This window comes from Novilysobacter viscosus (assembly GCF_046600715.1).
Taxonomy (GTDB): domain Bacteria; phylum Pseudomonadota; class Gammaproteobacteria; order Xanthomonadales; family Xanthomonadaceae; genus Lysobacter_C; species Lysobacter_C viscosus.
Genome location: NZ_JBJMAV010000006.1, coordinates 84,509 through 110,417, shown reverse-complemented (window position 1 = coordinate 110,417; position 25,909 = coordinate 84,509). Strand labels below are relative to the sequence as shown.

The window sequence follows — 25,909 nt, the reverse complement described above, 5'->3', positions numbered from 1 at the left end:
CGGTCGGCGTTCATTGCCCGGGAGTTAGATTCCCATCCGGATTCCCAAGGGGCACGACGATGAAGCGGATTGCACGATTGCGGGCGCCGGTCTGGGCCGCAGTGCTCACCACGGTGGTGGCGGCAGGCGCGGCGTCCGCGCAATCGCCCGTACAGGAGTGGGGGTTCGACCCGTCGGTGCTGGTTGCCGATGGGCGCGACCTGCTGCAGCGCGCCCCCGACCCCGCCGTCGACGGTCTGTTCCAGGCCGTGCATGCCACCGCGCAGGACCCCGCGGACGCCGGCGTGATGTGCGCGCTGTTCGACCCGGCAGCCGATCGCAGCCTGCAGGGCCTCAACGACACCGCCGCGCGGCTGGGCGAGCAGTCGCGGCTGCGTTTTGCCGATGCCGCGGTGGATGTGTTCGTGGCGGCCGCGCAGAGCCCGCCGCAACCCTTCGACCGTGCCCAGGCCACGCAATGGCTGAAGGCCGCCGGCGTGCGCGCATCGCTGTTGCATGACGGCTTTGTTGCCGGCCTCAATGGCGGCGACCACGGCGCGCGCTGCAACTCGGTGGGTGCGTTGCTGGAGGTGCTGCACGACCGCCCGCTGACCGAGCGCGCTGCGGTCACCCGCTTGCTGCTCGGCGAGGGGCTGGTGTGGATGCAGGGCGAGCGGGGATCGTTGCCGATCGAACGCTAGCGGTACGTGCCGCGGCTGTCCGGGTCGGGCTTTCCGAACTGTTGCGAGGGATCGCGAGCCTCGCAGCGGCCGCGCGGGTGGGCCGTATTCAAGCGCCCGGCTCCAACACGGCAAACAGCGCCGCCAGCGCGTCGGGGTCGACATTGCCCCCCGACAGGATGATGCCGACCCGCCGGCCCGCGAAGCGTTCGCGGTGGGCCAGCACCACTGCCAGCGGCATCGCGCCCGACGGCTCGACCACAAGTTTCATGCGCGTCCACAGCAGGCGCATCGCGTTGATCGCCGCTGCGTCGTCGGCCAGCAGGATGTCGTGCACGTGCCCGCGCAGGATGGGGAACGTCAGCGTCCCCAGCTCCGCGCGCAGGCCATCGCAGACGGTGTCGGGGACGCGGCCGGTGATGCGCTCGCCCGCTGCCAGCGAATCGTGCGCGTCGCGCGCGCCGGTGGGTTCGGCGCCGTACACCTCGATACGCGCATCCATGCCGCGTGCGGCAATGGCCGTACCCGACAACAGGCCGCCGCCGCTGACCGGCGCAACCACCGCATCCAGCCCCGGCGCCGTCGACAGCAGCTCCAGGGTCGCCGTGCCCTGGCCGGCCACCACCCGCGCATCGTTGAAGGGATGGACCAGTTCGCCGCCGGTTTCGGCCAGCACCCGCGCCGTTGCGGCATCGCGCGCGGCCTGCGAGGTGTCGCAGGGGACGATGCGGGCGCCATAGCCTTCGATCGCCGCCAGCTTGACCTTCGGCGTGCTGCGCGGGGCCACGACGGTGACCTGCGCGCCGCGCAACCGGCCGGCGAGCGCAACCGCTGCGCCGTGGTTGCCCGAACTCTGGGTGACGATGCCCCGGGCAAGCGCCTCGTCATCCAGTGAGAACACCGCGTTGCACGCGCCACGGAACTTGAATGCTCCAGCGCGTTGCAGGTTCTCGCACTTGAAATGCAACTCGCACCCGGCGATGGCATCGATCGCGCTCGAGCGCAGGACCGGCGTGGCGTGGGCGTGGGGGGCGATGCGCGCGGCCGCGGCAAGGATGTCCGTGAAGCCCGGCGGCGTGTCGTCATGGGTCATGCGGCGAAAGCGTAGCGCAGCACGAGGCTGCCACGCGGGGATGAAGCATTCAGCCGCGTGACGGAAAGATTAAGGTCGAGTTCAATGGAACGGCACCACTGTGGGACCCTGCCCAAGGGGGGTTCCCGACATGATCCGCAAGCTTCTCCTGCCTGCCGTGGCCATTGCGCTGCTCGGCGGCTGCGTCACCAGTGGCTACGACTACCGCGGTGGCCGCGGCGACTACTACTACGGTCAGCCGCGTACCGAGTACCGGTACCACGGCCATGGTCATTACGGGTATGGCTACCCGTACGACCGCCGCTACTACGGCGGTGGCTATTACGGCGATCCGTACGGTGGCTACAACCCGTACAACCCGTACAACCCCTACAACCCCTATAACCCGTACTACCCCGGTTATGGCGGTGGCTACTACCCGCGCCCGCCTATCGTGGTTCGTCCGCCGCGCCCGCCGCGCCCCGGTGATCCGGACGGCGGCGGCGCCGACCGCCCGCCTCAGCACAACGATGACGACGGGTCGCCGTGGCGTAACATCGACGACCTGCGCCGTCGCAAGCAGGGCCCGGAAAGCGGGACGTCGCGGCGGGTCGAACCCTCGCGTCCGATGGCTCCCATGCCACGGCCGGTGGCTCCGTCGCCGCGACCGGAGGTGAGGCCGGTGGCTCCGCCGGCACCGAGTCCCGCGGTGCAGCCCCGCCGGTCGTCCAGCTCCTCGCTGGGCAACCGCATCGGGGAGATCCGGTCCAGGGCGGAATCGCGCGAAGTCGAGCCGCGCTGACCGCCGGTCGGAAACCGGGGTGCGGGTCGCTTGCGTTGCGGGCGATCGCGCCGCACTCTACGACCCTGACCGGATGCGTCGCATTGCGACCCATCCGGCAGGTCAGCGTCACCTGCCAGCCCGCAAGCGTCCATGTCGACGCCCGGCGAGGAACTCACGGATCCCCCCTGTTCCGTCCTTGCCGGGCGTCGGCGCCTTGCCGGCCCGCCCCTCGCGACCTCCGTGTATGCCCGTGCCAGTAACGGGTCTCGCCGGTGCATGCTCGGGTTGGCATGGAACTGCCGCGCCCAGCCGGGCCACCTGAGCAAACGCGCCAGGGATCCCCCGCGCAGTCCCCGCGGCGCATGGGCTTGGCAAACGTCCCGCCAACCCCTCAAAAACTTGGCAAACATCCCGCAAAAAAAAGGGGCCGAGCGTCCCCCGACACTCGGCCCCTCCGGCTTCCCCTGTGGATACGTGGCCAGCCCCTGTTCCAATTCCGGCCGGCGCCGGGCGCCTGTTCCACTGGGTGCGCCCAAGCTGACGCATGAAGCGTGCCAACCTTGGCGAAAGCCCGACGTGCGTCCTGGTCAGTACTGCACGGTCACGGTGACCGTGTCCTGGTAGCTGCCCGGCAGCGGCACCGGCTGCGGCGGCACGACCCCGTACACGGGCAGCGTCTGCGAGCCGCCGGTCCCGGTGCCGGCGACGGTCGTGGTGCCGGCGGTGCCGTCGCCCCACAGCGGGCCGTTGGCCGAGGTATGCCGCAGCTGGTAGGCAACGCCCTGTGCTGCCGGACCCGTGCCGTTCAACCCCATGCGCCGGTCAGCCACGTTGTTGGCCGTTGTCCCGCCGTCCATCCGCACCGTGTACGGCGTGTTGACGGTGCAGCTGACCCCCAGGCTGGTGTTCGCGTTCACAGCTGAAGCGAGTTGGGCGCGAGTGCCAAAACTCAGGTCATCAGCGCTGATGTCGCACGAGGCCACCCCGCGTGCCGATGCGGTGAAGCTGACGGGACGTCGGGCCGGAACGGTTGAGCAGGTAGGCGCGGTCGTGGACCAGCCCAGTGCGCCGGAGATCACCTCGCTGTAGGGTCCGGGCCCGGCGCCCGCGGAGTTGCCCTGCAGTCGTCCATAGATGGTGAGTTGCGTGGTGAAGGTCTTGGAGTCCGGCATCACCACGACGCGCTCGGGATTCACGTCCGTGTAATTGATCTCCTCGGAGTACGCTGGATCGCGGTACAGGCGATGGGTGATGAACTGGCCGCCTGCCGCCATCCGTCTTGGCGACTGTGGCGTATTCAGGCCGATGCAGACGCGGACCGACTCGCCCTTGTCGCTTCCGTTGCCGTCGCACGTCACGCTGATGACCATGGTGGTGGTGACAGGATCGACAGGCAACGCCACATCGCCGTAGTTCATAGGGCTTTCGGTCGAGGTGCAGGTGACCGCCGACATTGCGTTTGGCGCGTACGCGGCCCCGGCAACCAGGAGCGCCAGCAGGGTGACCGATCTGAGGATCATGTAGCTTTCTCCGGCGTGCAGGTGATGGCGGCAGGGCTAGCGTCGCGCGATTGCGAGCGGTCGACATCGCCGGCAACCGCCTTGCAAAGCTGTCCGAGACGCGTCCACGACAGCATCTCGCCGTCCTGGTAGTTCTCCAGCCACAGTTTGCCCTCGAACCCCACGATCGCCTCCGACCCGTCGGCGCGCTGCACGCGCGTGCCGGGTGGGACCGGCGTGCCGTCGGAATCCAGCAGCGTCACCGTCGTGCTCTGCACGCGCTCCAGCGCGAACGGTACGCGGATGCCGCTGGCGTTGGGAGGCGTGACCAGGCGTTCGATGGCGGGTACCCGCAAGTCCGCGGCCAGGCCGTCGGGGTCGATCGCGATGCGGTTGCGCTCCCAGCCGCGCAGGTCCGAAAGCAGCAGGTACCCCCGGTCGTTGGTACGCCCGGCGGTGCGGTTTTCATAGAGGATCGGCACGTCGGCGACGCCGTTGGTGGAGACCACTGCGAAGGCATCGCTGATGCGGCGGCTGGCGAAGGCCTGGCCGTCCATCAACACGATGCTGCCCATGCCCTGCGCGAACAGGCCGTGCCGGTCGTCGACCCGGTCCACGCCCGCCCAGAACTCGCCGGCGTCGCCGCGGTACTGCGCGGCCAGCTGGCCGTCGCCGTCGTCGCTGGCTTGCGCCTGCCAGCCCCAGCCGCCCTGGTACGGGGCGCGGCGGCGCAGGTTGGCGGTCAGGCCGGTGTCGCTGCGCCGGTGCTCGGCAGTGAGCGAAGCGTCCAGGCCGTCGCCCAGCGGAAGGCTCAGGGTGAGCGACACGCCGGTGCCGGCGCGATCGTCGTGGAAGGCGTTGGCGAACACCGACAGCGAACGCCCCCAGGTCTGGCTGAGGCCGATGCTGAGCGTGCGTCCCTCAAGGTCGGCGCCGTCGCGGTAGCGCAGCCAGGTGGCCGAAAGCGAGCCGCGTGGCACCGCCATCCATGCCGAGGCGCGGTCCTGGGCGCGCAGCGGCACGCTGCCGCCGTCGAGGGTGCCCAGGTCACGGTAGCCGGCGTCGGCGCGTTGCACGTTGAGGTCGAAGCCGGCGCGCTGGCCGAACCACTGGTAGCCACCGCTCCACTGCGTGCCGATGCTGTCGCCATCGCTGCGGGAAACGCTGCCGGTGGCCACGCCAAGGCGGGCCAGCGGCGACCAGGCCACGCCGGCACCGGCCAGCTGCAGCCCCGGTCCCGCCTCGCCGTGCAGCTCCAGGGTGAGGTCGTCGCGCATGCCCCGGCGCCAGCTGCCGCTGGCGACCGGGTCACTGCCGTAATCGGCCGAGTCGATGCCGAAGCCGCGGCGCAGCACGCCCGCCTCGAACGAGAAATCCGTGAGTCCGCGCGCCAGCCGCTGGTAGTCGACGTACAGCGGCACGCTGGTCTGGGTGGTGCGCCCGAGCGCGTCGGTCACCACCACCACTGCCTGCCCGGCGCCGCTCACGCGCGGGAAGTCGCTCAGCACGAACGGGCCCGGAGCGACGTCCGCGCCGTACTGGCGGATGTTGTTGACGTACAGCTCGACCGACGAGGGCAGCGTCGCGTCGGCGGAGAACTGCGGCAGCGGATGCACGATGAGGTCGGGTCGCACGCCGAAGTCCCGGCGCAGCTGCACGCCGCCCAGGCGCACCGGCCGCGACCATGCCAGCCCACCGGACACCACGTCGCCGGCCGACCAGGTCCACATGCGCCTGGGGTCGGAGTAGGTCCAGCGGGTGTCGAGCCGGGCGTAGCCGTCGGTACCCGTATCGCCGGTGCGGCTGACGCCGTTGACCTCCAGCGTGCCCCAGCGACCGAACCAGCGCGCGCCGGTGCCCAGCGACAACGTGTCCTGGCCGTCGAGGCGGCGCCCGTAGGCGTCCCAGTCCAGCACCAGGCCGTGGTCGCGGTCGACCTGCACGGGTGCGGGGATGCGATAGCCCAGCAGCCGGGTGGGACGCAGGTCGATGCCGGGCAGCAGGGTGACGCGTTGCAGGGTGGGCTGGTAGTCCACGCCCAGGCCCGGGATGTCGGCCAGCGCGACCTCGCCGGCGGCGTCGATGGGCAGGCCCTCGGGGAGCGCCAGGCCGGCATCGGTGAGCACCGAGGGCGCCACCGACAGCTCACCGGCCACCACGGTGAAGCGGACCAGGGTCGCGACCACCCGGCCGTCCAACAGCACGTCCAGGTACATCACCTGGGGCGCGCGCACCGCACTGACCTGCGCCACCGGCTCGGCATCCAGCGTGGCCATGGCGCCACCGGTGGCGCCGCCGGTGGCGGTGGCGGCGCACGCCAGGCCGGGTACCGCCAGCGCGGCCGCCAGGGCCAGCGCGAGCGCGGTTGGCCTAGCGGCCGCGGGCGAGCGGCAGGGAGGCCGGCTGGCCATCGAGCAGCACTTCCAGCTGGGTTGCCGAACCGGCCGCGGCCATCACCGGCGCGTCCAGCTCGAACCGGCGGGTATTGCCGGCCAGCACATAACCCAGGAGGCCCGGGGACAGTTCGACCCTGCGCCCACCCGCCGCCAGCAGGTGGCTGCGGCCGAGCTGCGCGGCGCGGCCACCGGTATTGCGGCAGACCATCGCGCGCGGTTCGATCCGGCACTCGAGCGCTGCGGGCGCCGGGTCCGGCGCCCGCACGAAGGCAGGCAACACGTAGCGCATGCGAACCTTGATCGCGCTGCCGGCCTCGCTTTCGCCCTGGCCAGGCAACTCGTCGACGACGATGCGGTACGACTGCTCGCGCTCGACCGGTGCCGCGGTCGGGCGCACCAGCCGGACCAGCTGCTCGCCGCCCGCGGCGATCTCCATGATCGGCGGACTGGCAACCATCGCATCGGTCGGCTCCAGCACATCCTGGCCGTCGACCTGGGACCACGCATACACGCGCACCTGCGCCGCGACCGGCGCATCGCCGGTGTTGGCAAGCACCAGCCGCCCGGCGCGGTCGCCCGCGTCGAGGTCGACCCCGGTCTGACGGGTCTGCAGCTGGCCGCGCGCCGACGCCACCCCGGCCACCAGGGCCAGGGCGAACGCCGCCGCCGCGAGGCGGCGGGGCAGTCTCATCAGTAGGTCAGTGTCGCGGTGATCGCGTCGGAGTAGTTACCGACCGGCTTGGCGCCCTGCGCCGGAACGACACCGTGGACGGTGAAGGTCTCGATGCTGCCGGTGCTGGTGCCGGCAAAGGTGGCCGTGGTGCCGCTGCCGTCGCCCAGCACGGCGCCACCGGTGGCGGCGTCATACAGCTGGTAGTCGATGGTCGCGCCGCCCGGGCCGGCCATGGTGCGCTGCGCGAAGTCGCCGCTGCCGCCGGTGCTGAACGCCACTTCGATGGCGCCCTGGTTGGTGCAGTCCACGGTCACGTCGGCGGTGGAGGTGATGGCGCTCGACAGGTCCGACTGCGGGCCGAAGGACATGTCGGCGGCGTCGACCGTGCAGGCGTTCTCGATTTCGATCGACACGTTCATGGTGTCGGTAGCGGTATCGGCAAAGGCCAGCGGGGCGGCGGCCAGAAGCGCGACGGCCAGGGTGGTACGGGTGAACATCGACATTGTGAAGCACTCCCCAAAGTTGTTTGACTGCTGTCGCTCTCTATCTGTGACCGGGGTCGCAGAGCGGGCGCAGTATGGGGTATCGCAAGTCTCATGCCAACTTTTCGGCAAAACGCAAGTGCCGGTCGCTTGACGGGCGTAAAAACTGAACAGGGACGCGGGCAAGCCCTTGATTGGCGTAGACTTCCCGCCCCGCCAGGCCCTCCGCGGGCATTGGCCCGCCATGTCCATGCATACCGACTTCCACTGCCATGACGTGATCGTCGTGGGCGGCGGCCATGCCGGCACCGAAGCCGCACTGGCGGCCGCCCGTGCCGGCGCGCGTACGCTGCTGCTGACCCACAGCGTGGAAACGGTGGGCGTGATGAGCTGCAACCCGGCCATCGGCGGGATCGGCAAGGGCCATCTGGTCAGGGAAATCGACGCCCTGGGCGGAGTGATGGCCCGGGCCGCGGACGCTGCCGGTATCCAGTGGCGCCGGCTCAATGCCAGCAAGGGGCCGGCAGTGCGGGCGACGCGTTGCCAGGCCGATCGCGGCCTGTACCGGGCGTTCATCCGGCGGGCGGTGGAGGCCCAGCCGGGGCTCACCCTGTTCCAGTGCGCCGTGGACGACCTGGTGTTCGAGAACGGCCGGGTGGTGGGGGTGCTGACCCAGGGCGGGTTGCGCTTCGACGCCCCGGCGGTGGTGCTTACGGCGGGCACGTTCCTGGCCGGCAAGGTCCACGTCGGCGAGGCCACCCACGCCGCCGGTCGCGCGGGCGACCCGCCTGCCACCGCGCTGGCCGCGCGCCTGCGGGAGGGGCCGTTCGTGGTCGACCGGCTCAAGACCGGCACGCCGCCCAGGATCGATGGCCGCAGCCTGGACTACGCGGCCATGGTCGAGCAGCCGGGCGACGGCCCGCGTCCGGTTTTCTCGTTTACGGGACGTGAAAGTGACCACCCGCGTCAGGTCTCGTGCTGGATCACCCACACCACCGCGCGCACCCACGACATCATTCGCGCCGCGTTGGACCGCAGCCCGCTCTACACCGGCCGCATCGAAGGGATCGGCCCGCGCTACTGCCCGTCCATCGAGGACAAGGTGGTGCGCTTTGCGGAAAAGGACAGCCACCAGGTCTTCGTCGAGCCCGAAGGGCTGGACGTGGCCGAGATCTACCCCAACGGGATCTCGACCTCGCTGCCGTTCGACGTACAGCTGGACCTGGTGCGCAGCATCCGCGGCTTCGAACGAGCCCACGTCACCCGCCCGGGCTACGCGATCGAGTACGACTTCTTCGACCCGCGCGGGCTGAAGCCGACGCTGGAAACCCGCGCCATCGAAGGCCTCTACTTCGCCGGCCAGATCAACGGCACCACCGGCTACGAGGAGGCGGCCGCCCAGGGCCTGCTTGCCGGCGTCAACGCCGCGCGGCAGGTGCGCGGGCTGGAGGGCTGGTGCCCACGCCGCGACCAGGCCTACCTGGGGGTGCTGGTTGACGACCTGATCACCCACGGCACCACCGAGCCGTACCGCATGTTCACCAGCCGCGCGGAGTACCGCCTGCAGCTGCGCGAGGACAACGCCGACCTGCGCCTGACGCCGGTCGGCCGCGCGCTGGGGCTGGTCGATGACGCGCGCTGCGCCGCGCTGGAGGCCAAGCGAGAGGCGATCGAACGCGAACACGCGCGGCTCTCGGGGCTGTGGGCGGCGCCGGGCAATGCCCTGGGGCGGGGAATCGCAGACACCCTGGGCGTGGCGGTCAGCCGCGAGACCCATGCCGCCGACCTGCTCAAGCGTCCCGAGCTGGATTACACGAAGCTGATGCAGGTGCCCGGGCTCGGTCCTGGCGTGGACGACCCGGCGGTGGCCGAGCAGGTGGAGATCGCGATCAAGTACGCCGGCTACCTGGACCGCCAGCGCGAGGAGATCGAACGCACGCGTCGCCATGGGGACATGCCGATTCCGGCTGACTTCGACTACGGCGGGGTGCGAGGGCTGTCGGCGGAAGTGGCCGGCAAGCTGGAGCGGGTGCGGCCACTGACGGTCGGGCAGGCGCAGCGCATTGCCGGCATGACGCCGGCGGCGATTTCGCTGCTGCTGGTGCATCTCACCCGGTTGCGGCGCGGCCAGGCGGCCTGACCGGACACCCTCGCGATGCGCGGCCGGTCAGCGCGGCCCGCCCACCAGCCTGAACCCGATCCACACCGCCGCCAGCCCAACGAGCACGCTGCCCAGTACGTACGCTGCCGCCATGCCCGCCTCGCCGCGGCGCAGCAGGTGGAGCGTTTCCAGGCCGAATGCCGAGAAGGTGGTGAACCCGCCCAGCAGGCCGGTGAACAGGAACACCCGCAGCGGCGGCGGGAACATCGCGTGCCGCTCGGCCAGGCCTGCAAGGACACCAATCAACAGGCAGCCGAGCACGTTGACGGCGAAGGTTCCGGCGGGAAAGCGCCCCTGCGCGGTGTGGTGCAGCACCCACCCGCCCAGCAGGTGCCGCGCCATTGCGCCGATCGCGCCGCCCAGGCCGACATAGAGCAGGTGCAGGTTCATCGACGGCGTGCCGTGCAGGGAAGACGCGGGCACCTTACCCTGCAGCCGACCCATGCCGCCCGGAACCGCCATGCCCAACTGCACTGTCCTCGCCCGTCCCGTGCCCCCCCGCCCCGCCCGGTGGACGCTGGCCCCGTTGCTCGCCGCGCTCGGGCTGGCCGCCTGCGGCACTGCCGACGACCCCCCCACCGCAACGGCTCCGGCGGCCCCGGAAGTGACGTGGTCGGTGCAGGAGTGGACCTTGCCCACTGCCGACTCGAATGCTGCCCAGCCGGACCTGGTGGCCAATGGAGCGGGCGGGTTGCTGCTGTCGTGGATCGAGCCCGACGGGGAGGGCCATGCGCTGCGGTTCGCCTCCTACGACGGCGCGGCCTGGAGCCCGGCGGCGGACATCGCCCGCGGCGGCGACTGGTTCGTCAACTGGGCCGATACCCCGCACGTGCTGGCCACGGCGGACGGCGCGCTGTGGGCGCACTGGCTGCAGAAGTCGGCCGCCGCGACCTACGCCTACGACGTCGCGCTGGTCCGCTCCGGCGACGGTGGCGCCAGCTGGTCGGCGCCGGTCACCGTCAACGATGACGGAACCCCGACCGAACACGGCTTCGTATCGCTCTGGCCCGCCTCCGGGGACAGCCTTGGCATCGCCTGGCTGGACGGACGGGAGACCAGCGGCGGCCACGGCGGCGATGGTGGGGATGGCGGCCATGGGGGCGGCGCAATGACCGTCCGTACCGCGCGGATCGACGCCGCGCTGGCGCGCCATGACGAGGTACGCCTGGATGCGATGGCCTGCGACTGCTGCCAGACCGACACCGCGATGACCGCCCGGGGCCCGTTGCTGGTCTATCGCGACCGAACCGCCGAGGAAGTCCGCGACATCTCGGTATCGCGGCAGGCGGGTGGGCGCTGGACGCCACCGCGCCCCGTGCATGCGGATGGCTGGGTGATGCCGGCGTGCCCGGTCAACGGCCCGGCGGTGGCCGCACGGGGCGAGGACGCGGTGGTCGGGTGGTACACCGCCGCCGGCGACGTCCCGACGCTGAAGCTGGCGCGCAGCACCGACGCGGGCGATACGTTCCAGGCGCCCGTGGCGTTCGAAAGCGGGGCGCACGTGCAGGGTCGCGTCGACGTCGCGCTGGGTGCGGAAGATTTCTGGGTGCTGTGGGTGAACGAAGACCGTGATGGCCAGTCGCTGCACCTGGGCCGCTGGGCGCCCGACCTGTCCGCGGAGCGCCAGCGCATCGAGGTCGCGCGCCTGCAGGGGCGGGGCCGTGGCACCGGATTCCCGCAGATGGCCCTGCGCGGCGATGCCGTCCACCTGGTGTGGACCGACGTGGTCGATCGCACGCCGCGGTTGCAGGGGCGCATCGTGCGCCCCGTGGCCGACACCCCGTAGCGCGGGCGTACGGGACGCATCGCGACCGTGCCTGCGATCGAAGTGATCGAAGCGAAGTGATCGAAGCGAAGAGCGAAGTGATCGAAGCGAAGTGACGAAGTGACCGGTCGCGGCGTGCGTCTGCGCCTACGGGAGAACGGCGACCCGAGCGCTGGGGCAGGCGCTCCGTCAGGGAGCGCCAGGCAACGCGCCCCGGTCAGCCGCAACGCACGTGGGTGATCACGTTGTTCTCGTCGACGTCGATGTTCAGGCGGCCAGCGCGGTATTCCATGGTCACCATCATCCCGGGCTTGATCACCCGCGCCATGTCGGCGCTGGCGTCGATGCGCGCCTGTTCGACCACGGCGGCGGTCGCGACCCGTCCGATGGCGGCGGGCCGGGCGGCGTCGGCATCGCAGCTGTCGACGGGCATCGGGGGAGTCGGGTCACTCATGGGCGGGGCCTCGGCAGTGGCGGGTGGCTGCGGGTCGCTGACCGGCGGTGCGACCTGCGTGGCGCAGGCGGACAGGGCCAGCAGACAGGTGCAGAGCGTGGTGAACGCAGCGATACGCGGGGCGATCATCGACTCCATTGGGCGACTCCATGCGCGGGACGTAGGCCGGCAGGGTGCCCGGCGACGGGTGTGCGGCAGGTTAACGGCGCCCCGGCGGGCTCAGCGCTCAAGCCGCCAGTTCAGCGACGCGCGGTTCTCGACCGTGCTCGATTCGATCTCGATGTCGAAGCCGCGGCGCAGCAGGTATTTGAGCGTCAGCACCTGGCCGGTACCGAGCAACGAGACCCCGTAGCCGACATACAGGCGCGGCGACAGGAACTTGCCCACGCCCAGCACCGACCCGCCCAGGGCGCGGCTCTGCGTCACCCCGGCATCGTCCAGGCCGATGCGCGCGCCCAGTTGCGAAGCCAGCAGGCTGCCACCGGCGGTGAGCGCCGCGCTGGCGGCGTTGAGCTGGCGCCCCTCGTCGCCGCTCACGCTCGACAGCGGGCGTCCCAGGGCGAGGTAGGCCAGCGCCTCGGACTGCGAGCTGGCGGGGTTCGACCACACATCGGCCTGGGGGGCGCTGGCGCGGCCGCTGACGTCCACGCCCGCGGTGACCTCGCCCACCTCGCGTTCGGCGCGCAGGTCCAGCAACGGATCCGACACCGGCCCGCCCGACCAGGTCAGGTAGCCGCGGGTGATATCGAGCTCCTGCCCGTAGGCGGCGTACTCGCCCCCCACCTCCAGGCGGCCGGAGGCGGTCATCTCGCGACCCGGCACGGCGCGCACGCGCAGCTGGCCGTCAAGGGTGCCGTCCAGGCCGAAGCCGTTGAGCGTCACGTCATCGCCCAGCACCAGCGCCAGGTCCATGTCCAGCGGCAGGCCGCCGCTGTCCTCGGGATCGACCGGGTCGAGCACCACCACGTCGGGCGAGGCCGACACGCCCTGATCCAGCCGCTCCAGGTCGAGCCGGGCCTCGGGCACGCGCACGGTGCCGGTGACCCGCAGCGGCGAGCCGGCGGTGTAGCGCACCTCGACGTCCGGGCTGGCAACGGCGTAGAGGTCACGGGTGTCGGAGACCAGCACGTCCTGGCCGCGGATCGCCAGTACCAGCGGCGTGTCGCCCCCGCGCCAACCCAGCGTGCCGTCGATCGACAGCACCCCGTCGCCGGTGCCGACCTGGCCGTCGATGCGCGCACTGCCATCGGCCTGCGCCACCAGCGACATGCGGCCATTTCGCAGCGTGATGCCCAGGGACGGTACCTCGGCGGTGAAACCGGTCAGTTGTGCCTGGCCGTCCAGCAGCGGTTCGCCGCGCGTGCCGGAGAGCCCGACGCGGCCCACCAGCCGCCCCTCCGGCTCGACGATGTCGGGCGAGAACAGCTCCATCCAGGTGAGCTCGTCGACGTTGATCGCGATCTCCCCGTCGAGCGGCGCGTAGGCGTCCCAGCCGGTGGCCACGCGCGCGTCCAGGCGGCCGTTGCCCAGTACGTCCGCGCCGACGGTGGCGGTGATTCGGGTCGCATCGAAGTCGGCCACCAGCGACAGGTTGCGGTAGCTCAGCACGTCGCGTCGGGCGCGCTCGCTGAAGCGCAGGCCGGCCTCGGGCGAGGTGATCGTGGCGCGGCCCTGCCAGGCGTTGCCGGCCGGGCGCACCCGCGCATCGATCGCCACCTCGCCGCTGAGCAGCCAGGGCCGGCGATCACTGCGTTCGGGCAGGTAGGGCGCCAGCAGCGCCAGCGGCAGGCCCTGGCCGTCGATCTGGAGGCCCCGGCGCGGCCAGTCGGCGCTGGCGCAAAGCGATCCGCCGCCACCGCTGGATAGGCAGGCCGTCTCCAGCGTGCCGGCAGCGCCGTTCCAGCTGAAGTCCGCCGGCCCCTGCAGCCGCCAGTCGGCGCCGCGCGTGGGGTCCAGCTGCAGCGTGGCCAGGGTGCCGCGCCAGGTGCCCCCCTGGCGGCGCAGGTTGCCGGCGAGTGCCAGCGCACCGATGTCGCCCCGTGCACGTGCGTCCAGCTGCAGGGCCTCGACCGCGCCGCGCGCGTCCACCGCCAGGCTGTCGAACGGCAGGCCTGCCTGCAGTCCGGTGGCATTCAACGTCAATGCGCCGCCGCCGCCACGCCAGGGCAGGCGGCCGTCGACGGCCACGGTGTCGGCCTGCAGGTCGTTCCAGCGCAGGCCCTGGCCGGCCAGGTCGGCGCGTACGTCAGGCGCCGTGCGTGGACCCGACAGGGACAGCGTGCCGCGCAGGGTACCGGCGGCGTCGGGCAGCAGGTCGTCCAGTTGCAGCGGCGAGAAGCGCGCATCCACCTGCAGGGTGTCGGCGATGCGGCCCGACGCCTGCAGCCGGCTGCTCCCCAGGGACAGCGCCACGTCACCTTCGTAGGACGGGCTGCGGCCGTCGCCGGGTGGCAACGCGATCGCCACCCGCGCGCGTCCGTCGAGCGCGCGTCCGCGCAGCCGGCCGGTCAGGCGCGGGGCATCCACGTCGATGCCGAGCGTGCCGTCGGCGGCGGTGGCGCCCTGGCTGGCGAGGGTGCCGTTGATCGCGCCGTCCCAGCCGGCGATGAAATAGCCCGGGTCGAAGCCCGACAACGTCGCGTCCACGTCCCAGCCCAGCGCCGGCGCCCAGCGCACGTCACCGGTGGCGTCGAGCCGGCCGCCGGGCATGGTGGCGCGCAGCGAACGCAACGCGATGCCCTCGCCGGTTCCGCGTCCGTCGAACTCGACCCGGGCGCGCTGGCCATCGCGTGACAGGCGTGCGGTGCCGATCGCCGCCCACGCCTCCACCGTGCCGGCCAGCCCCAGGTCGGCATCGGCGCGGATCAGCGGGGTGTCGGTGGCCGCCCCCGCCGGCGTCGCGGGCGTGGTTGCCGCGCCGCCCCAGGCCAGTCCGCGGGCATTGACCGCGAACTTGAACCGGCGCTGGGCGGGGTCGCGGAAGTCGGCACGGCCGCGCAGGGTGGCGGTGCCGTCCAGCACGTCCAGCACCAGCGGCTGCACGTCCAGCACCTGGTCTTCCAGCGAAACGCGGGAAGGGCGGATCACCGCCGACAACGCGCCGCGCTGGACGCGGCCCCGCAGTGCCGCGCGTCCGCCCACGCCATCGGCCGACAGCTCCAGCCGCAGCGGCTGCCCGTCGGGCTCGCCGCGGGCGAGCAGGCCCAGGTCGAGCGCGTCGCTGTCCGCGCGCAACTGCCAGCGTGGATCATCCTGGCCGCGCAGGGTGAGGGTGGCGCGGGTCGGCCCGGGCGCACGGCCGGCGACTGCCACGTCCATCCGCGTGATGTCACCGCGCGCCACCAGCCCCAGCCGCGGTGGCGTAGTGCCGGCAGTGGCGGGCAGGACCGCGGTCACGGTGAGGTCGGTGCGGTAGTCATCGCGCGGTGCGTATTCGCCGTCCGCGGTGAAGCGACCGCGGTCGCTGTCGACCACCACGTCGTCCAGGGCGAGGTGGCCATCGCGCGCGTCCAGCCCGCCGCGTACGCGGTACACGTCGATGACCGGCACGCGCATCGCCCCATCGGCACGCGACACCCGCAACCCGTCGATGCGCAACTCGCGCGCCTGCAGGTGCAGCGGGGGCGCGATGTCGGGCAGCACGTCGGGCCAGCGCGGCAGCTCGAACGGCTCGTCGCTCTCGGCCAGCAGCAGGGTGGCGTCCTCCACTTCCAGCGCATCCAGGCGAAGCGTCCGTCCCAGCAGCGGCCGCAGCGCGGTGTCGAGCATCACCCGCTCGGCCTCGAACACCGTGCCCTCGTACTCGAAGCGCACGCCGTGCAGCGTCAGCGGGCCCGAGGCCGGGCCTTCCGCCTCCCGCCACTCCAGCGTCGCGCCCACCGGCAGGCGTTGCTGCACCTGCGCCAACAGCACGTTGCGCCCGCCCACCGTCATCAACAGCCAGTACGCCAGCAGCGCCAGCGCCAGGGTGAGCGCGCCGGCGACCAGGCTGCCGCGGATCGCCAGCCAGCGCAGCCGCTTGTGGCGGCGCGCGCGAAGCTCGGCGATGCGCTCCTCGCGCTGCTCGGGCGTCAGCGAGGGATCGATGCGTCGCCCGAAGCGCGGGCGCGGCAGCGACGGGCTCACTGAACCGGCCTCACAGGTCGGCCCCGATGCTCAGGTAGAGCTGGAAATCGGCGTCCGGATCGTCAAGGCCGTGGGCCACGTCCAGCCGCAGCGGGCCTACCGGCGAGCGCCAGCGCACGCCCACGCCCACGCCGGTGCGCCAGTCGGGGGTGTCGTTGAACGCGCTGCCGCTGTCGACGAACCCCGCCGCCCCCCAGGTGTCGTTGAAGTAGTGCTCGATCTCGACGCTGGCGGTGACCACGTTGCGCGCGCCCAGGCCGTAGCGCTCGCCGTCGACACCGGTGATGCGCGGACCCACCTCGCGCCAGGCGTAGCCGCGGATGCTGCGATCGCCACCGGCGAAGTAGCGCAGGCTCGGCGGGATCTCGAAGATCTCCCCGGAGAACGTGCGCCCCACTTCGCCCCGCACGATCAACCGGTTGCGCTCGCCCAGCCCGCGGTACCAGCGCGTACTGGCCCGCGCCTGCGCGAAGCTGGCGTCCGAGCCGGCGCCTTCGACGCCGCCGCGCAGCTCCAAATCGCCGGCCAGCGCATCGCGCGGGAACAGCAGGTTGTCGGCGTCGACGTACTCGGCGCGCAACGAGGGGTAGGTAAAGGTGGCGTAGCGGTAGTCGGGTTCGATCACCGTGCCGGCGTCGCTTTCCTCGATGAAATCCCAGCGCTCGCGCAGCGCGTGCAGCGATGCCACGGCGGTCAGGTGGTCGTTGATCTCGCCGCTGCGGCTGGCGACCAGTTCCACCCGGCGCGAGTCGATGTAGTCGGTCTGCTCGTCGGCGGCCTGGGCGCTGAGGGTGTACCAGCCGTCCAGCCAGGCGAATGCGGGGATGCGGTACTGCAGGGTGAGTGTCTTGCGCTGCTGGGCGTAGTCCAGCTGCGCCAGCGCCTTGTGCCCGCGCTCGTTGAGGTAGCGCCGCTCCAGGCCCAGGCGGACACCGGCGCCACTGTCGGTGCCGTAGCTCAGGCCGGCGGTGTAGATGCTGCGCTTGGCCGGGGTCAGGCTGACGGTCACCGGCACCAGCGTGCCCTGGGCCTGGTCCGGGTGCGGCTGGATGTCGATGCTGGCGAAGTAGTCCAGCCGCGACAGCGACTTGCGCAGCCGGTCCAGCTTGCCCTGGTGGTAGTAGCTGCCGGTGTCCCAGTAGACGAGTTGCTCGAGCAGTTGCGGGCGGATGATGCGCGGGTCCTGCTGGAAGGTGACCGCGCCCATGTCGTAGCGCACGCCGCTTTCCCACACCAGGTCGATGTCGGCGGCATTCTCGGCGCGGGTCACCTCGACCCGGCGGCTGGCGAAGTCCGCGTCGAAGTACCCGCGTTCGGCCAGTCGGCGGGTGATGCGGATCTTGCTGGCCTCGTAGGTGGGATGGTCGAGCACGTCGCCCTGCTGGGGCTCGAAGCCGGCCAGTTCCTCGCGCAGGTAGCGGTCGCGGGCGCCCTCGCCCAGGATCGCCACGTCGGTGCGGCGCACCCGCACCGGGGTTCCGGGCTGGACGGACACGGTGACCGACACCGGGCCTTCGCCGGGGGTGCGCTCGACGGTGATCGTCGGGTCGTAGTAGCCGAACGGCTCCAGCGCCTCGCGGGTTTCGTCCTCGGCCTCGCGCACCAGGTAGGCCAGGCGGCGGGCGGAGACTTCGTCGCCGATCGCGTCCACCAGCGACAGCGACACCCGTACGTTCTCGGTCATCGCCTCGTCCAGGCCGACCACGTCGACCCGCGCGACCTGCGCCGCCTGCGACGCGCCGGTTGCGGTGAGCATCAGCACGGCGGTGGCGAGGGCGGCAAAGGTCAGGCGCATCGCGGCAGGATACGCAGCGGGCGTCAAGATGCGATTAACGTCGCGCGCCCGGTGGGCCGTGGCGAGGCTGTCCACCGCCGACGGGCGCACCGGCCGCATCGGCGTTAGCATCGGCCGCTCGCCCTGGGGGAACTGCCATGACCGCCTCTGCATTGCCGCGCGCCGGCCTGTCCATCGCCTTGTTGGCCACCGGCCTGCTGGCCACGCTCGCCGCCGCGCCGGCGGCCGCGAATGCCCGCCCCGAGGTGGAAGCTGCTGCGCGCGAGGTGCGCGAGGAGGTGGTGCAGTGGCGTCGCCACTTCCACCGGCACCCCGAGCTGTCCAACCGCGAGGTGGAGACCGCTGCCACCATCGCCGGGCACCTGCGCGACATGGGCCTTGCACCGCGCACGGGCATCGGCGGCCACGGCGTGGTTGCGATCATCGAAGGGGCGCGACCCGGTCCGAAGGTGGCGCTGCGCGCCGACATCGACGCGCTGCCGGTGACCGAGCGCACCGGCCTGCCGTTCGCATCCAGGGCCACCACCGAGTTCAACGGCCAGGCCACCGGCGTGATGCACGCCTGCGGCCACGACGCCCACACCGGGATCCTTTTGGGCGTCGCCCGCGCGCTGGTCGACATGCGCGAGTCGCTGCCCGGCCAGGTGATGCTGGTGTTCCAGCCCGCCGAGGAAGGCCCGCCCCCGGGCGAAGAGGGCGGTGCAAAACTGATGCTGGAAGAAGGCCTGTTCGACGGCTTCAAGCCCGACGCGATGTTCGGGCTGCACGTGTTCTCCACCCTCAACGCCGACACCATCGGCGTGCGCAGCGGCCCGCTGATGGCCGCGTCGGACCGCTTCACGATCAAGGTCAAGGGCCGCCAGACGCACGGCTCGCGGCCCTGGGGCGGGATCGATCCGATCGTCGCCGCTGCCGACCTGGTCTCCACCGCACAGACCGTGATCAGCCGCCGCGCCGATATCGCCAAGCAGCCGGCGGTGTTGACCTTCGGCGTGGTGCGCGGTGGCATCCGCTACAACATCATTCCCGACGAAGTCGAGCTGACCGGGACCATCCGCACCTTCGACGAGGGCATGCGCGAGAAGATCTTCGCCGACCTCATCAACGTCGCCGAGCACGTCAGCGCCGCGCATGGCGCCACCGCCGATGCGCAGGTGCCGGACCAGGATGGCTACCCGGTCACCGTCAACGACCCCGCGCTGACCGCACGAATGCGCGCCAGCCTGGAGGCCGTCGCGCCCGGCAAGGTGGTGGAGCCGCCGCTGGTCACCGGCGCGGAAGACTTCTCCTTCTACGCCCGCGAGGTGCCGGCGATGTTCTTCTTCGTCGGCGCCACCCCGCCGGGCCAGGACCCGCTGGCCGCGCCCAGCAACCACTCGCCGGAGTTCATGCTGGACGAGGCCGCGCTGGACCTGGGCCTGCGCGCGATGCTGCAGGTCACTCTGGATTACCTGCACGGCGAAGAGGCCTGACCGATGCATTTGTAGGAGCGGCTTCAGCAGCGATCGGATCCGCATGACCTTTGTAGGAGCGACGTGAGTCGCGACCGCGCAACTTCGGACACCCGCGCGTGTCGCGACTCACGTCGCTCCTACAACGAACTGGAGGCACACGGCGATCGCGCCTGGGCCGCCGGCCGTCCCGCGCGCGATAATCCCCGCATGGACCTCAACGACCTCCCGCTCGGCCGCCACGTCGACTACCCGAGCCACTACGATCCCGGCCTGCTGTACCCGATCCCGCGCGCGCTGGGGCGTGGCGCCATCGGTCTGGGCGGCACGGCGCTGCCCTTCATCGGCCACGACCGCTGGCACGCCTACGAGCTGTCCTGGCTGGACGCGCGCGGCAAGCCCCGCGTCGCCACGGCCACGCTGACCGTGCCGGCGGATTCCCCGAACCTGGTCGAATCAAAGTCGCTGAAGCTCTATCTCAATTCGTTCAACGCCACGCGCGTGGAGGACGGGGCCGGGCTGGTCTCGCGGATCACGTCGGATGTGTCGGCGGCGGCGGGTGCGCCGGTGCACGTGGCGCTCGGCCTGCCCGCGGTCGACGACGCCGTCGACGACTGCGGATCCATCGACGCGCTGGAGGTGTCGATCAACGGCTACGGCCCCCCGGACCCCGCGCTGCTGGTGGCCGACGACGAAACCGTGGTGGAGGAAACCCTGAGCAGTGCGCTGCTGAAGTCCAATTGCCCGGTCACCGGCCAGCCGGACTGGGCGCGGGTGGTGATCGGCTACCGCGGCCCGCGCCTGGACCGCGCCGGCCTGTTGCGCTACCTGGTGTCGTTCCGCGACCACGCCGAGTTCCACGAGCAGTGCGTGGAGCGCATCTTCACCGACATCCTGGCCCGTGCCCGCCCGCAGCGGCTTTCAGTGGAGGCGCGCTACACCCGCCGCGGCGGACTCGACATCAACCCGTGGCGGGCCACCCCGGGCCATGCCCTGCCACGCGCCGGCCGCGACGCCAGGCAGTAGCCCCGGCGGGCTGAGCACGGTTGTTGCATGGCGTTTCACCGGGACGCGATACGGCCTTAACAAACGAAGTGGGAAGGTGGCCCCGTGCCGCCGTGGCGGTGGTCCAACCGGTGCACCAGGCCGGTCCGGCTCCACCATCGCGCGGTCCCCCGCCGATCCCCGCTCCACGATCCCAAGGTCGCGCTCTCTCCAAGGCACGCTCTCACCAAGATCGATCTCTCCAATGATGGGCGCGACGCAGGTCGCGCCCAATTTTTTTCCTCCGGTCCGCATGCCGGGTAGCGGCCTGGAACGACTACCATGCCCGTCCCCCGCCGGTGATACCGCCATGAACGCGCCCCCCTACCTCGACGACGCCGCCATCGAACGCCTGGCTGAACTGCTGGAGCAGCGCGCCGTGCCGTTCAAGGGCTTCAACCTCGAAGCGCTGGATGGCTTCCTGTCGGCGCTGGCGGTCGGCCCCGACACCGTGCCGATGTCGGAGTGGGAGCCGCCGGTATGGGGCACGCCGCCGCGCTGGGCCGACGAGGACGAGCGCATGCAGGTGGCGATGCTGCTGCAGGGCCACGCCAACATGGCCGCCGCGCGCGTGCGCTTCGGCGAGGACGACTTGCCCGACCACCTCGCCCCGCTGCTGTGGCTGCCCGAGGATCCCGAGTCGGAGGACGACGACGAGCTGGACGTCGGCGGCGACTGGGCCTTGGGATTCTTCCGTGGCGTCGAGCTGCGCGAGGCCGCCTGGGAGCAGTGGCTGGACGACAACGACTGGATCGACGAGGTGTTCGTGCTGCTGGACCGCCTCGCCAGCGGCGAGGTGCTGGGCGAGGACGTCGAGGCGCCCGGTACGCCGATCAGCTACCGCGAGCGGCTGGAGATCATAGCCGGCCTGCCCGACATGCTGGCCGACCTGCACCACCACCGCATCGACGCGCTGACCCCGCGCGACCCGATCCGCCGGGCGGAGACCCCCGAGCGCAACGCAGCGTGCCCGTGCGGCAGCGGCAAGAAGTACAAGAAGTGCTGCGGCGCGTGAGCTGACCCGGCGACGGCTCGCCACTGCCTGCCATCCCGCTGCGTGGGGCCCGCCGCCCGCCGCGGACTCCCAGATCCCCATCCGCATGCGCACGCGTATGCAGGCGACGCTTTGCCCGTGAAGCCTACAGACGCGACAATCCGCGTTCTGCCTGACGAATCGAAGCGAGCCTCCATGTCCAAGTCCCCCACGATCATCTACACCCTGACCGACGAGGCGCCGCGGCTGGCGACCGCCTCGCTGCTGCCGATCGTGGAGGCGTTCGCCGCGACCGCCGGCATCGACGTGCAGACCCGCGACATCTCGCTGGCCGGCCGCATCCTGGGCCAGTTCAGCGATCGCCTGGAGGAAGGGCAGCGCGTGGGCGACCACCTGGCCGAGCTCGGCGAGCTGGCCAAGACGCCTGAAGCCAACATCATCAAGCTGCCCAACATCAGCGCGTCGGTGCCGCAGCTCAAGGCCGCGATCCGGGAGTTGCAGGGACAGGGCTTCGACCTGCCCGACTACCCGGACGAGCCCGCCACCGATGCCGAGCGCGACATCCAGGCGCGCTACGACCGGACCAAGGGCAGCGCGGTCAACCCGGTGCTGCGCGAAGGCAACTCCGACCGCCGCGCGCCGGCCTCGGTCAAGGCCTACGCCCGCAAGCACCCGCACCGCATGGGTGCGTGGTCGGCCGACAGCGACTCGCACGTGGCCAGCATGGACTCGGGCGACTTCTTCGGCAGCGAGCGCTCCACCACCGTGCAGGCCGCCACCGAGGTGCGCATCGAGCTGGTCGGCGAAGACCGCACCACCACCGTGCTCAAGCCCAAGGTCGCGCTGCAGGCGGGCGAGGTGATCGACGCGGCCGCCATGGACACGCGCAAGCTGGCGGAGTTCATCGATGCCCAGATGGACGATGCACAGGCCCGCGGCGTGCTGTTCTCGCTGCACCTGAAGGCGACGATGATGAAGGTGTCGGACCCGATCATCTTCGGCGCGGTGGTCAACCGCTTCTATGCCCCGGTGCTGGGCGAATACGACGACGAGCTGATGGCGGAGGGCTTCGACCCCAACAACGGCATCGGCGACCTGTACGCGCGCCTGGATGCATTGCCGGCAGACATCGCCGCGGCGATCCGTGCCGACCTGGACGCGTTGTACCGCCAGCGTCCCGCGCTGGCGATGGTCAACTCCGACAAGGGCATCACCAACCTGCACGTGCCGTCGGACGTGATCGTCGATGCCTCGATGCCGGCGATGATCCGCGACAGCGGCCGGATGTGGAACGCCGAAGGCAAGCTGCAGGACACCAAGGCAGTGATCCCCGACCGCTGCTACGCCGGCGTCTACCAGGCGGTGATCGACGACTGCAAGGCCAATGGCGCGTTCGATCCGGCGACCATGGGCAGCGTGCCCAACGTCGGCCTGATGGCGCAGAAGGCCGAGGAGTACGGCAGCCACGACAAGACGTTCCAGCTCGACCGCGCCGGCACCGTGCGCGTGGTCGACGCCTCCGGCAGCGTGCTGCTGGAGCACGCCGTGCAGGCCGGCGACATCTGGCGCATGTGCCAGACCAGGGACGCACCGATCCGCGACTGGGTGAAGCTGGCCGTCAGCCGTGCGCGCCTGTCAGGCACGCCGGCGGTGTTCTGGCTCAACCCGCAGCGCGCGCACGACGCGCAGCTGATCAAGAAGGTTGAGGCCTACCTCAAGGACCACGACACCACGGGGCTGGACATCCGCATCCTGCCGCCCGTCGACGCGACGAAGTTCTCGCTGGAGCGGATCCGCAAGGGGCAGGACACCATCAGCGTCACCGGCAACGTGTTGCGCGACTACCTGACCGACCTGTTCCCGATCCTGGAGCTGGGCACCAGCGCCAAGATGCTGTCCGTGGTGCCTTTGATGGCCGGCGGCGGCCTGTTCGAGACCGGCGCCGGCGGCAGCGCGCCCAAGCACGTGCAGCAGCTGGTGGCGCAGAACTACCTGCGCTGGGATTCGCTGGGCGAGTTCCTGGCGCTGGCGGCATCGCTCGAGCACCTCGCCCAGAGCACCGGCAACGCCCGGGCCCGGGTGCTGGCCGACGCGCTGGACGCGGCCAACGCCCGGTTCCTGGACACTGACAAGTCGCCCACGCGCAAGCTCGGCGGCATCGACAACCGCGGCAGCCATTTCTTCCTGGCGATGTACTGGGCGCGCGCGCTGGCCGACCAGGACAGCGACGCCGACCTGAAGGCGACGTTCGCGCCGTTGGCCGACGCGCTTGAACGCGACGAGGCGGCGATCGTGGCCGAACTCAACGGGGTGCAGGGCCAAGCGGTCGACATCGGCGGCTACTACCAGCCCAGCGATGCACGGCTGGCCGAGGTGATGCGGCCGAGTGCGACGTTCAACGCGGCCCTGCAGTCCCTCGCACGCAGCTGACGGTTCGCACGTGGGTGGGGTCCGGGCAGCGGCCTCACCGGCGCCGGCCCGCTCGCGTGCATCCGGCCCCGGGGCCGGCCCGTAATCGCTGGCGGGTACCATCGGGCACCCGGACCCCTTCACTGGAGTGACGCCATGTTCCGTACCGCCCTGCTCGCCACCGCCCTCACCGTCTCGCTCGGCGCCTGCGCCACGTCGACGGGGGCCATGAACGAAGCCACCCGGGCGGTCGACGGCATGGTCGACGGCGCCGTGGCCGAGGCCCGGCTGGCGGCGGCCCTCTCGGGCCCGTGGCGCAGCGCCGACAATGTCGCGCGCGACGGCTACCGCCACCCGCGCGAGACCCTGCAGTTCTTCGGCGTGATGCCCGGCGACACGGTCGTCGAGATCACCCCCGGCGGTGGCTGGTACGCCGAGATCCTGGCCCCGTACCTCCGCGAGGATGGCCAGTACGTCGCCGCCGTGGTCGACCCGATGGCGTTGCCGGAAGGGCGGGGCCGCGACTACCAGGCCAAGAGCAGGGCAGGACTGGAGAAGCTCTTCGCCGGCGCCCCGGCGCAGTACGACCGCGCGCGCGTGGTGGCCTACGACCCGGCCAGCCCCCGCTTCGGCGCGGACGCGTCGGCCGATGCGGTGCTGACTTTCCGCAACGTGCACAACTGGCGCGCCAACGGGCAGGCCGAGGGCATGTTCGAAGGGTTCTTCGACGTCCTCAAGCCCGGCGGCGTGCTGGGCGTGGTCGAGCACCGCGCCGCCGCCGACGTGCCGGCCGACGACAAGAGCGGCTACGTCGGGCAGGCACAGGTGGTGGCGATGGCGCAGGCCGCCGGCTTCGTGCTGGACGCCACCAGCGAGGTCAACGCCAACCCGCGCGACACCAAGGACCACCCCAACGGTGTGTGGACGCTGCCGCCGGGCAACCGCCACGACGACGCCGACCGGGCCAGGTTCCAGGCCATCGGCGAGTCCGACCGCATGACGCTGCGATTCCGCAAGCCGGGCTGATCACGCGCGCCCCGGGCACTGCAGCCCGGGATGCAAGGCCTGCACTCCGGGTACGCAACGGTGGTTGCGGCTCAGGTAGCCCCTTTCGTCCGGCGGGGCGCGTTGCGGTTGCGCTCGTCCGCGCGTCGTTGCCGCCGTCCATGCCGCGATGCACGACAATGCGCGCCCCGACCGCGCCCGCCGCCCGATGACCGACGCCTACCCCGACTACCCCTTCGCCCCGCAGCGCTTCCACGTCCGCCCCGGCATCGGCATGTCGTACCTGGACGAAGGCCCGCGCGATGGCGAGGTGGTGGTGATGCTGCACGGCAATCCGTCGTGGAGCTTCTACTGGCGCCACCTGGTGTCCGCGCTGCGTGACCGCTACCGGTGCATCGTCCCCGACCATGTCGGCATGGGCCTGTCTGACCGGCCCGGCGATGCGGACTACGAGTACACCCTGCAGTCGCGTGTCGACGACCTCGATGCGCTGCTCGCACACCTGGGCATCGACGGCCCGGTGACGCTGGCGGTGCACGACTGGGGCGGCATGGTCGGGTTCGGCTGGGCGCTGCGCGACCCCTCGCGCGTGCGCCGGCTGGTGGTGCTCAACACCGCCGCGTTCCCGTTGCCCGCCGACAAGCCGATGCCCTGGCAGCTGACGCTGGGACGCGACTCCCAAGTCGGCGGTTTCCTGATCCGCGCGTTCAACCTGTTCGCCCGGGGCGCGGCGTGGTTCGGCACCGAGCGCGCGCTGCCCGGCGAGGTGCGCCGCGCCTACATCTCGCCCTACAACGGCTGGCGCAACGCGATCAGCACCCTGCGCTTCATGCAGGACATCCCGCTGCGGGAGGGCGACCCGGCGTGGGCGTTGCTGGCCGAATCCGCCCGCGTGCTGCCGGGTTACGCCGACCGCCCGGCCTTCATCGGCTGGGGCCTGCGCGACTTCGTGTTCGACCGGCATTTCCTCGACGGCTTCACCCGCGCGCTGCCAGGGGCGCAGGTGCATGCGTTCGAGGATGCCAACCACTACGTGCTGGAAGACAGGCACGAGGTGCTGGTGCCGGCGATCCGCGCGTTCCTGGACGCGAACCCGCTACCGCGCTGAGTCCGATGTAGGAGCGACGTGAGTCGCGACCTG

At 71.5% G+C, this 25,909-nt stretch carries 19 protein-coding genes; 10 read left to right on the top strand and 9 right to left on the bottom strand.

Features of this window, described 5'->3' with window-relative positions:
• The first annotated feature begins 59 nt into the window (after window positions 1-59).
• Window positions 60-680 carry a hypothetical protein gene (locus ACJQWL_RS10670; protein WP_330969317.1) on the top strand — a complete coding sequence of 207 codons (621 nt, stop codon included), beginning with the start codon at window positions 60-62 and terminating at the stop codon, window positions 678-680.
• An 88-nt stretch (window positions 681-768) separates the two neighbouring features.
• Here the strand turns inward: ACJQWL_RS10670 and ACJQWL_RS10665 are convergent, their stop codons facing one another.
• Window positions 769-1,752 (bottom strand): pyridoxal-phosphate dependent enzyme, encoded by a 984-nt coding sequence (locus ACJQWL_RS10665; RefSeq protein WP_330969318.1) that lies wholly within the window; start codon window positions 1,750-1,752, stop codon window positions 769-771.
• A gap of 130 nt (window positions 1,753-1,882) precedes the next feature.
• Between ACJQWL_RS10665 and ACJQWL_RS10660 the strand changes: the two genes are divergently transcribed.
• Window positions 1,883-2,533, top strand: a complete 651-nt coding sequence (locus ACJQWL_RS10660) for a hypothetical protein (protein WP_330969319.1) — start codon at window positions 1,883-1,885, stop codon at window positions 2,531-2,533.
• A 569-nt stretch (window positions 2,534-3,102) separates the two neighbouring features.
• On the opposite strand, the gene ACJQWL_RS10655 is transcribed toward ACJQWL_RS10660, so the two are convergent.
• Genes ACJQWL_RS10655 through ACJQWL_RS10640 form a run of 4 tightly spaced genes read right to left on the bottom strand, consistent with a single transcriptional unit; the run spans window position 3,103 to window position 7,586 of the window.
• Window positions 3,103-4,035, bottom strand: coding sequence for a Csu type fimbrial protein (locus tag ACJQWL_RS10655; protein ID WP_330969320.1), 933 nt, complete (start codon window positions 4,033-4,035; stop codon window positions 3,103-3,105).
• On the bottom strand, window positions 4,032-6,425 hold the full coding sequence (locus tag ACJQWL_RS10650) for a fimbria/pilus outer membrane usher protein (protein ID WP_411300893.1): 2,394 nt from the start codon (window positions 6,423-6,425) through the stop codon (window positions 4,032-4,034). Before ACJQWL_RS10650 ends, ACJQWL_RS10655 begins: the two co-directional genes overlap by 4 nt.
• On the bottom strand, window positions 6,385-7,101 hold the full coding sequence (locus ACJQWL_RS10645; RefSeq protein WP_330969322.1) for a fimbrial biogenesis chaperone: 717 nt from the start codon (window positions 7,099-7,101) through the stop codon (window positions 6,385-6,387). The genes ACJQWL_RS10650 and ACJQWL_RS10645 overlap by 41 nt, the downstream gene beginning before the upstream one ends.
• Window positions 7,101-7,586 carry a Csu type fimbrial protein gene (locus tag ACJQWL_RS10640; RefSeq protein ID WP_330969323.1) on the bottom strand — a complete coding sequence of 162 codons (486 nt, stop codon included), beginning with the start codon at window positions 7,584-7,586 and terminating at the stop codon, window positions 7,101-7,103. Before ACJQWL_RS10640 ends, ACJQWL_RS10645 begins: the two co-directional genes overlap by 1 nt.
• A 229-nt stretch (window positions 7,587-7,815) precedes the next feature.
• On the opposite strand from ACJQWL_RS10640, the gene mnmG reads away from it, so the two are divergent.
• Complete coding sequence (mnmG, locus tag ACJQWL_RS10635) at window positions 7,816-9,705, top strand: tRNA uridine-5-carboxymethylaminomethyl(34) synthesis enzyme MnmG (protein ID WP_330969331.1); 1,890 nt, start codon at window positions 7,816-7,818, stop codon at window positions 9,703-9,705.
• Between the two features lie 27 nt (window positions 9,706-9,732).
• Here the strand turns inward: mnmG and crcB are convergent, their stop codons facing one another.
• Window positions 9,733-10,149 (bottom strand): fluoride efflux transporter CrcB, encoded by a 417-nt coding sequence (gene crcB, locus ACJQWL_RS10630; RefSeq protein WP_330969324.1) that lies wholly within the window; start codon window positions 10,147-10,149, stop codon window positions 9,733-9,735.
• A gap of 37 nt (window positions 10,150-10,186) precedes the next feature.
• Here crcB and ACJQWL_RS10625 point away from each other — a divergent pair, with 37 nt between their 5' ends.
• Window positions 10,187-11,512, top strand: coding sequence for a sialidase family protein (locus ACJQWL_RS10625; protein ID WP_330969325.1), 1,326 nt, complete (start codon window positions 10,187-10,189; stop codon window positions 11,510-11,512).
• A gap of 196 nt (window positions 11,513-11,708) precedes the next feature.
• Here ACJQWL_RS10625 and ACJQWL_RS10620 read toward each other — a convergent pair whose 3' ends face one another.
• From ACJQWL_RS10620 to ACJQWL_RS10610, 3 genes are all read right to left on the bottom strand, one after another.
• Window positions 11,709-12,083, bottom strand: a complete 375-nt coding sequence (locus ACJQWL_RS10620) for an I78 family peptidase inhibitor (RefSeq protein WP_330969326.1) — start codon at window positions 12,081-12,083, stop codon at window positions 11,709-11,711.
• A gap of 81 nt (window positions 12,084-12,164) precedes the next feature.
• Entirely contained in the window at window positions 12,165-16,070 is a 3,906-nt protein-coding gene (locus ACJQWL_RS10615; RefSeq protein ID WP_330969327.1) for a translocation/assembly module TamB domain-containing protein, read from the bottom strand.
• Window positions 16,071-16,080: 10 nt separating this feature from the next.
• Window positions 16,081-17,865: an autotransporter assembly complex protein TamA gene (locus ACJQWL_RS10610; RefSeq protein WP_411300892.1), complete on the bottom strand. Its 1,785-nt coding sequence runs from the start codon at window positions 17,863-17,865 to the stop codon at window positions 16,081-16,083.
• A 137-nt stretch (window positions 17,866-18,002) separates the two neighbouring features.
• On the opposite strand from ACJQWL_RS10610, the gene ACJQWL_RS10605 reads away from it, so the two are divergent.
• The 6 genes from ACJQWL_RS10605 (at window position 18,003) to ACJQWL_RS10580 (ending at window position 25,876) form a co-directional block, all read left to right on the top strand.
• Window positions 18,003-19,337 (top strand): amidohydrolase, encoded by a 1,335-nt coding sequence (locus ACJQWL_RS10605; protein ID WP_330969328.1) that lies wholly within the window; start codon window positions 18,003-18,005, stop codon window positions 19,335-19,337.
• A gap of 189 nt (window positions 19,338-19,526) precedes the next feature.
• On the top strand, window positions 19,527-20,342 hold the full coding sequence (gene queF, locus ACJQWL_RS10600; RefSeq protein WP_330969333.1) for an NADPH-dependent 7-cyano-7-deazaguanine reductase QueF: 816 nt from the start codon (window positions 19,527-19,529) through the stop codon (window positions 20,340-20,342).
• A gap of 328 nt (window positions 20,343-20,670) precedes the next feature.
• Entirely contained in the window at window positions 20,671-21,375 is a 705-nt protein-coding gene (locus tag ACJQWL_RS10595) for a UPF0149 family protein (protein WP_330969329.1), read from the top strand.
• 174 nt (window positions 21,376-21,549) lie between these two features.
• A complete protein-coding gene (locus ACJQWL_RS10590) occupies window positions 21,550-23,784 on the top strand; it encodes an NADP-dependent isocitrate dehydrogenase (protein WP_330969330.1) in 2,235 nt (744 codons plus the stop codon).
• Window positions 23,785-23,919: 135 nt separating this feature from the next.
• On the top strand, window positions 23,920-24,789 hold the full coding sequence (locus ACJQWL_RS10585; RefSeq protein ID WP_411300891.1) for a class I SAM-dependent methyltransferase: 870 nt from the start codon (window positions 23,920-23,922) through the stop codon (window positions 24,787-24,789).
• A 187-nt stretch (window positions 24,790-24,976) separates the two neighbouring features.
• Window positions 24,977-25,876 (top strand): alpha/beta fold hydrolase, encoded by a 900-nt coding sequence (locus tag ACJQWL_RS10580; RefSeq protein WP_330969335.1) that lies wholly within the window; start codon window positions 24,977-24,979, stop codon window positions 25,874-25,876.
• Window positions 25,877-25,909 lie beyond the last annotated feature (33 nt).

What these genes read in the sequence shown, in the direction of transcription:
- ACJQWL_RS10650 (WP_411300893.1), bottom strand. Translation starts at nt 6,425, where the DNA reads ATGGCCAGCCGGCCTCCCTGCCGCTCGCCCGCGGCCGCTAGGCCAACC.
- ACJQWL_RS10625 (WP_330969325.1), top strand. Translation starts at nt 10,187, where the DNA reads ATGCCCAACTGCACTGTCCTCGCCCGTCCCGTGCCCCCCCGCCCCGCC.
- ACJQWL_RS10605 (WP_330969328.1), top strand. Translation starts at nt 18,003, where the DNA reads ATGACCGCCTCTGCATTGCCGCGCGCCGGCCTGTCCATCGCCTTGTTG.
- ACJQWL_RS10590 (WP_330969330.1), top strand. Translation starts at nt 21,550, where the DNA reads ATGTCCAAGTCCCCCACGATCATCTACACCCTGACCGACGAGGCGCCG.
- ACJQWL_RS10670 (WP_330969317.1), top strand. Translation starts at nt 60, where the DNA reads ATGAAGCGGATTGCACGATTGCGGGCGCCGGTCTGGGCCGCAGTGCTC.
- ACJQWL_RS10665 (WP_330969318.1), bottom strand. Translation starts at nt 1,752, where the DNA reads ATGACCCATGACGACACGCCGCCGGGCTTCACGGACATCCTTGCCGCG.
- ACJQWL_RS10645 (WP_330969322.1), bottom strand. Translation starts at nt 7,101, where the DNA reads ATGAGACTGCCCCGCCGCCTCGCGGCGGCGGCGTTCGCCCTGGCCCTG.
- ACJQWL_RS10620 (WP_330969326.1), bottom strand. Translation starts at nt 12,083, where the DNA reads ATGGAGTCGATGATCGCCCCGCGTATCGCTGCGTTCACCACGCTCTGC.
- queF (WP_330969333.1), top strand. Translation starts at nt 19,527, where the DNA reads ATGGACCTCAACGACCTCCCGCTCGGCCGCCACGTCGACTACCCGAGC.
- ACJQWL_RS10585 (WP_411300891.1), top strand. Translation starts at nt 23,920, where the DNA reads ATGTTCCGTACCGCCCTGCTCGCCACCGCCCTCACCGTCTCGCTCGGC.
- mnmG (WP_330969331.1), top strand. Translation starts at nt 7,816, where the DNA reads ATGCATACCGACTTCCACTGCCATGACGTGATCGTCGTGGGCGGCGGC.
- ACJQWL_RS10655 (WP_330969320.1), bottom strand. Translation starts at nt 4,035, where the DNA reads ATGATCCTCAGATCGGTCACCCTGCTGGCGCTCCTGGTTGCCGGGGCC.
- ACJQWL_RS10610 (WP_411300892.1), bottom strand. Translation starts at nt 17,865, where the DNA reads ATGCGCCTGACCTTTGCCGCCCTCGCCACCGCCGTGCTGATGCTCACC.
- ACJQWL_RS10640 (WP_330969323.1), bottom strand. Translation starts at nt 7,586, where the DNA reads ATGTCGATGTTCACCCGTACCACCCTGGCCGTCGCGCTTCTGGCCGCC.
- ACJQWL_RS10595 (WP_330969329.1), top strand. Translation starts at nt 20,671, where the DNA reads ATGAACGCGCCCCCCTACCTCGACGACGCCGCCATCGAACGCCTGGCT.
- ACJQWL_RS10580 (WP_330969335.1), top strand. Translation starts at nt 24,977, where the DNA reads ATGACCGACGCCTACCCCGACTACCCCTTCGCCCCGCAGCGCTTCCAC.
- ACJQWL_RS10660 (WP_330969319.1), top strand. Translation starts at nt 1,883, where the DNA reads ATGATCCGCAAGCTTCTCCTGCCTGCCGTGGCCATTGCGCTGCTCGGC.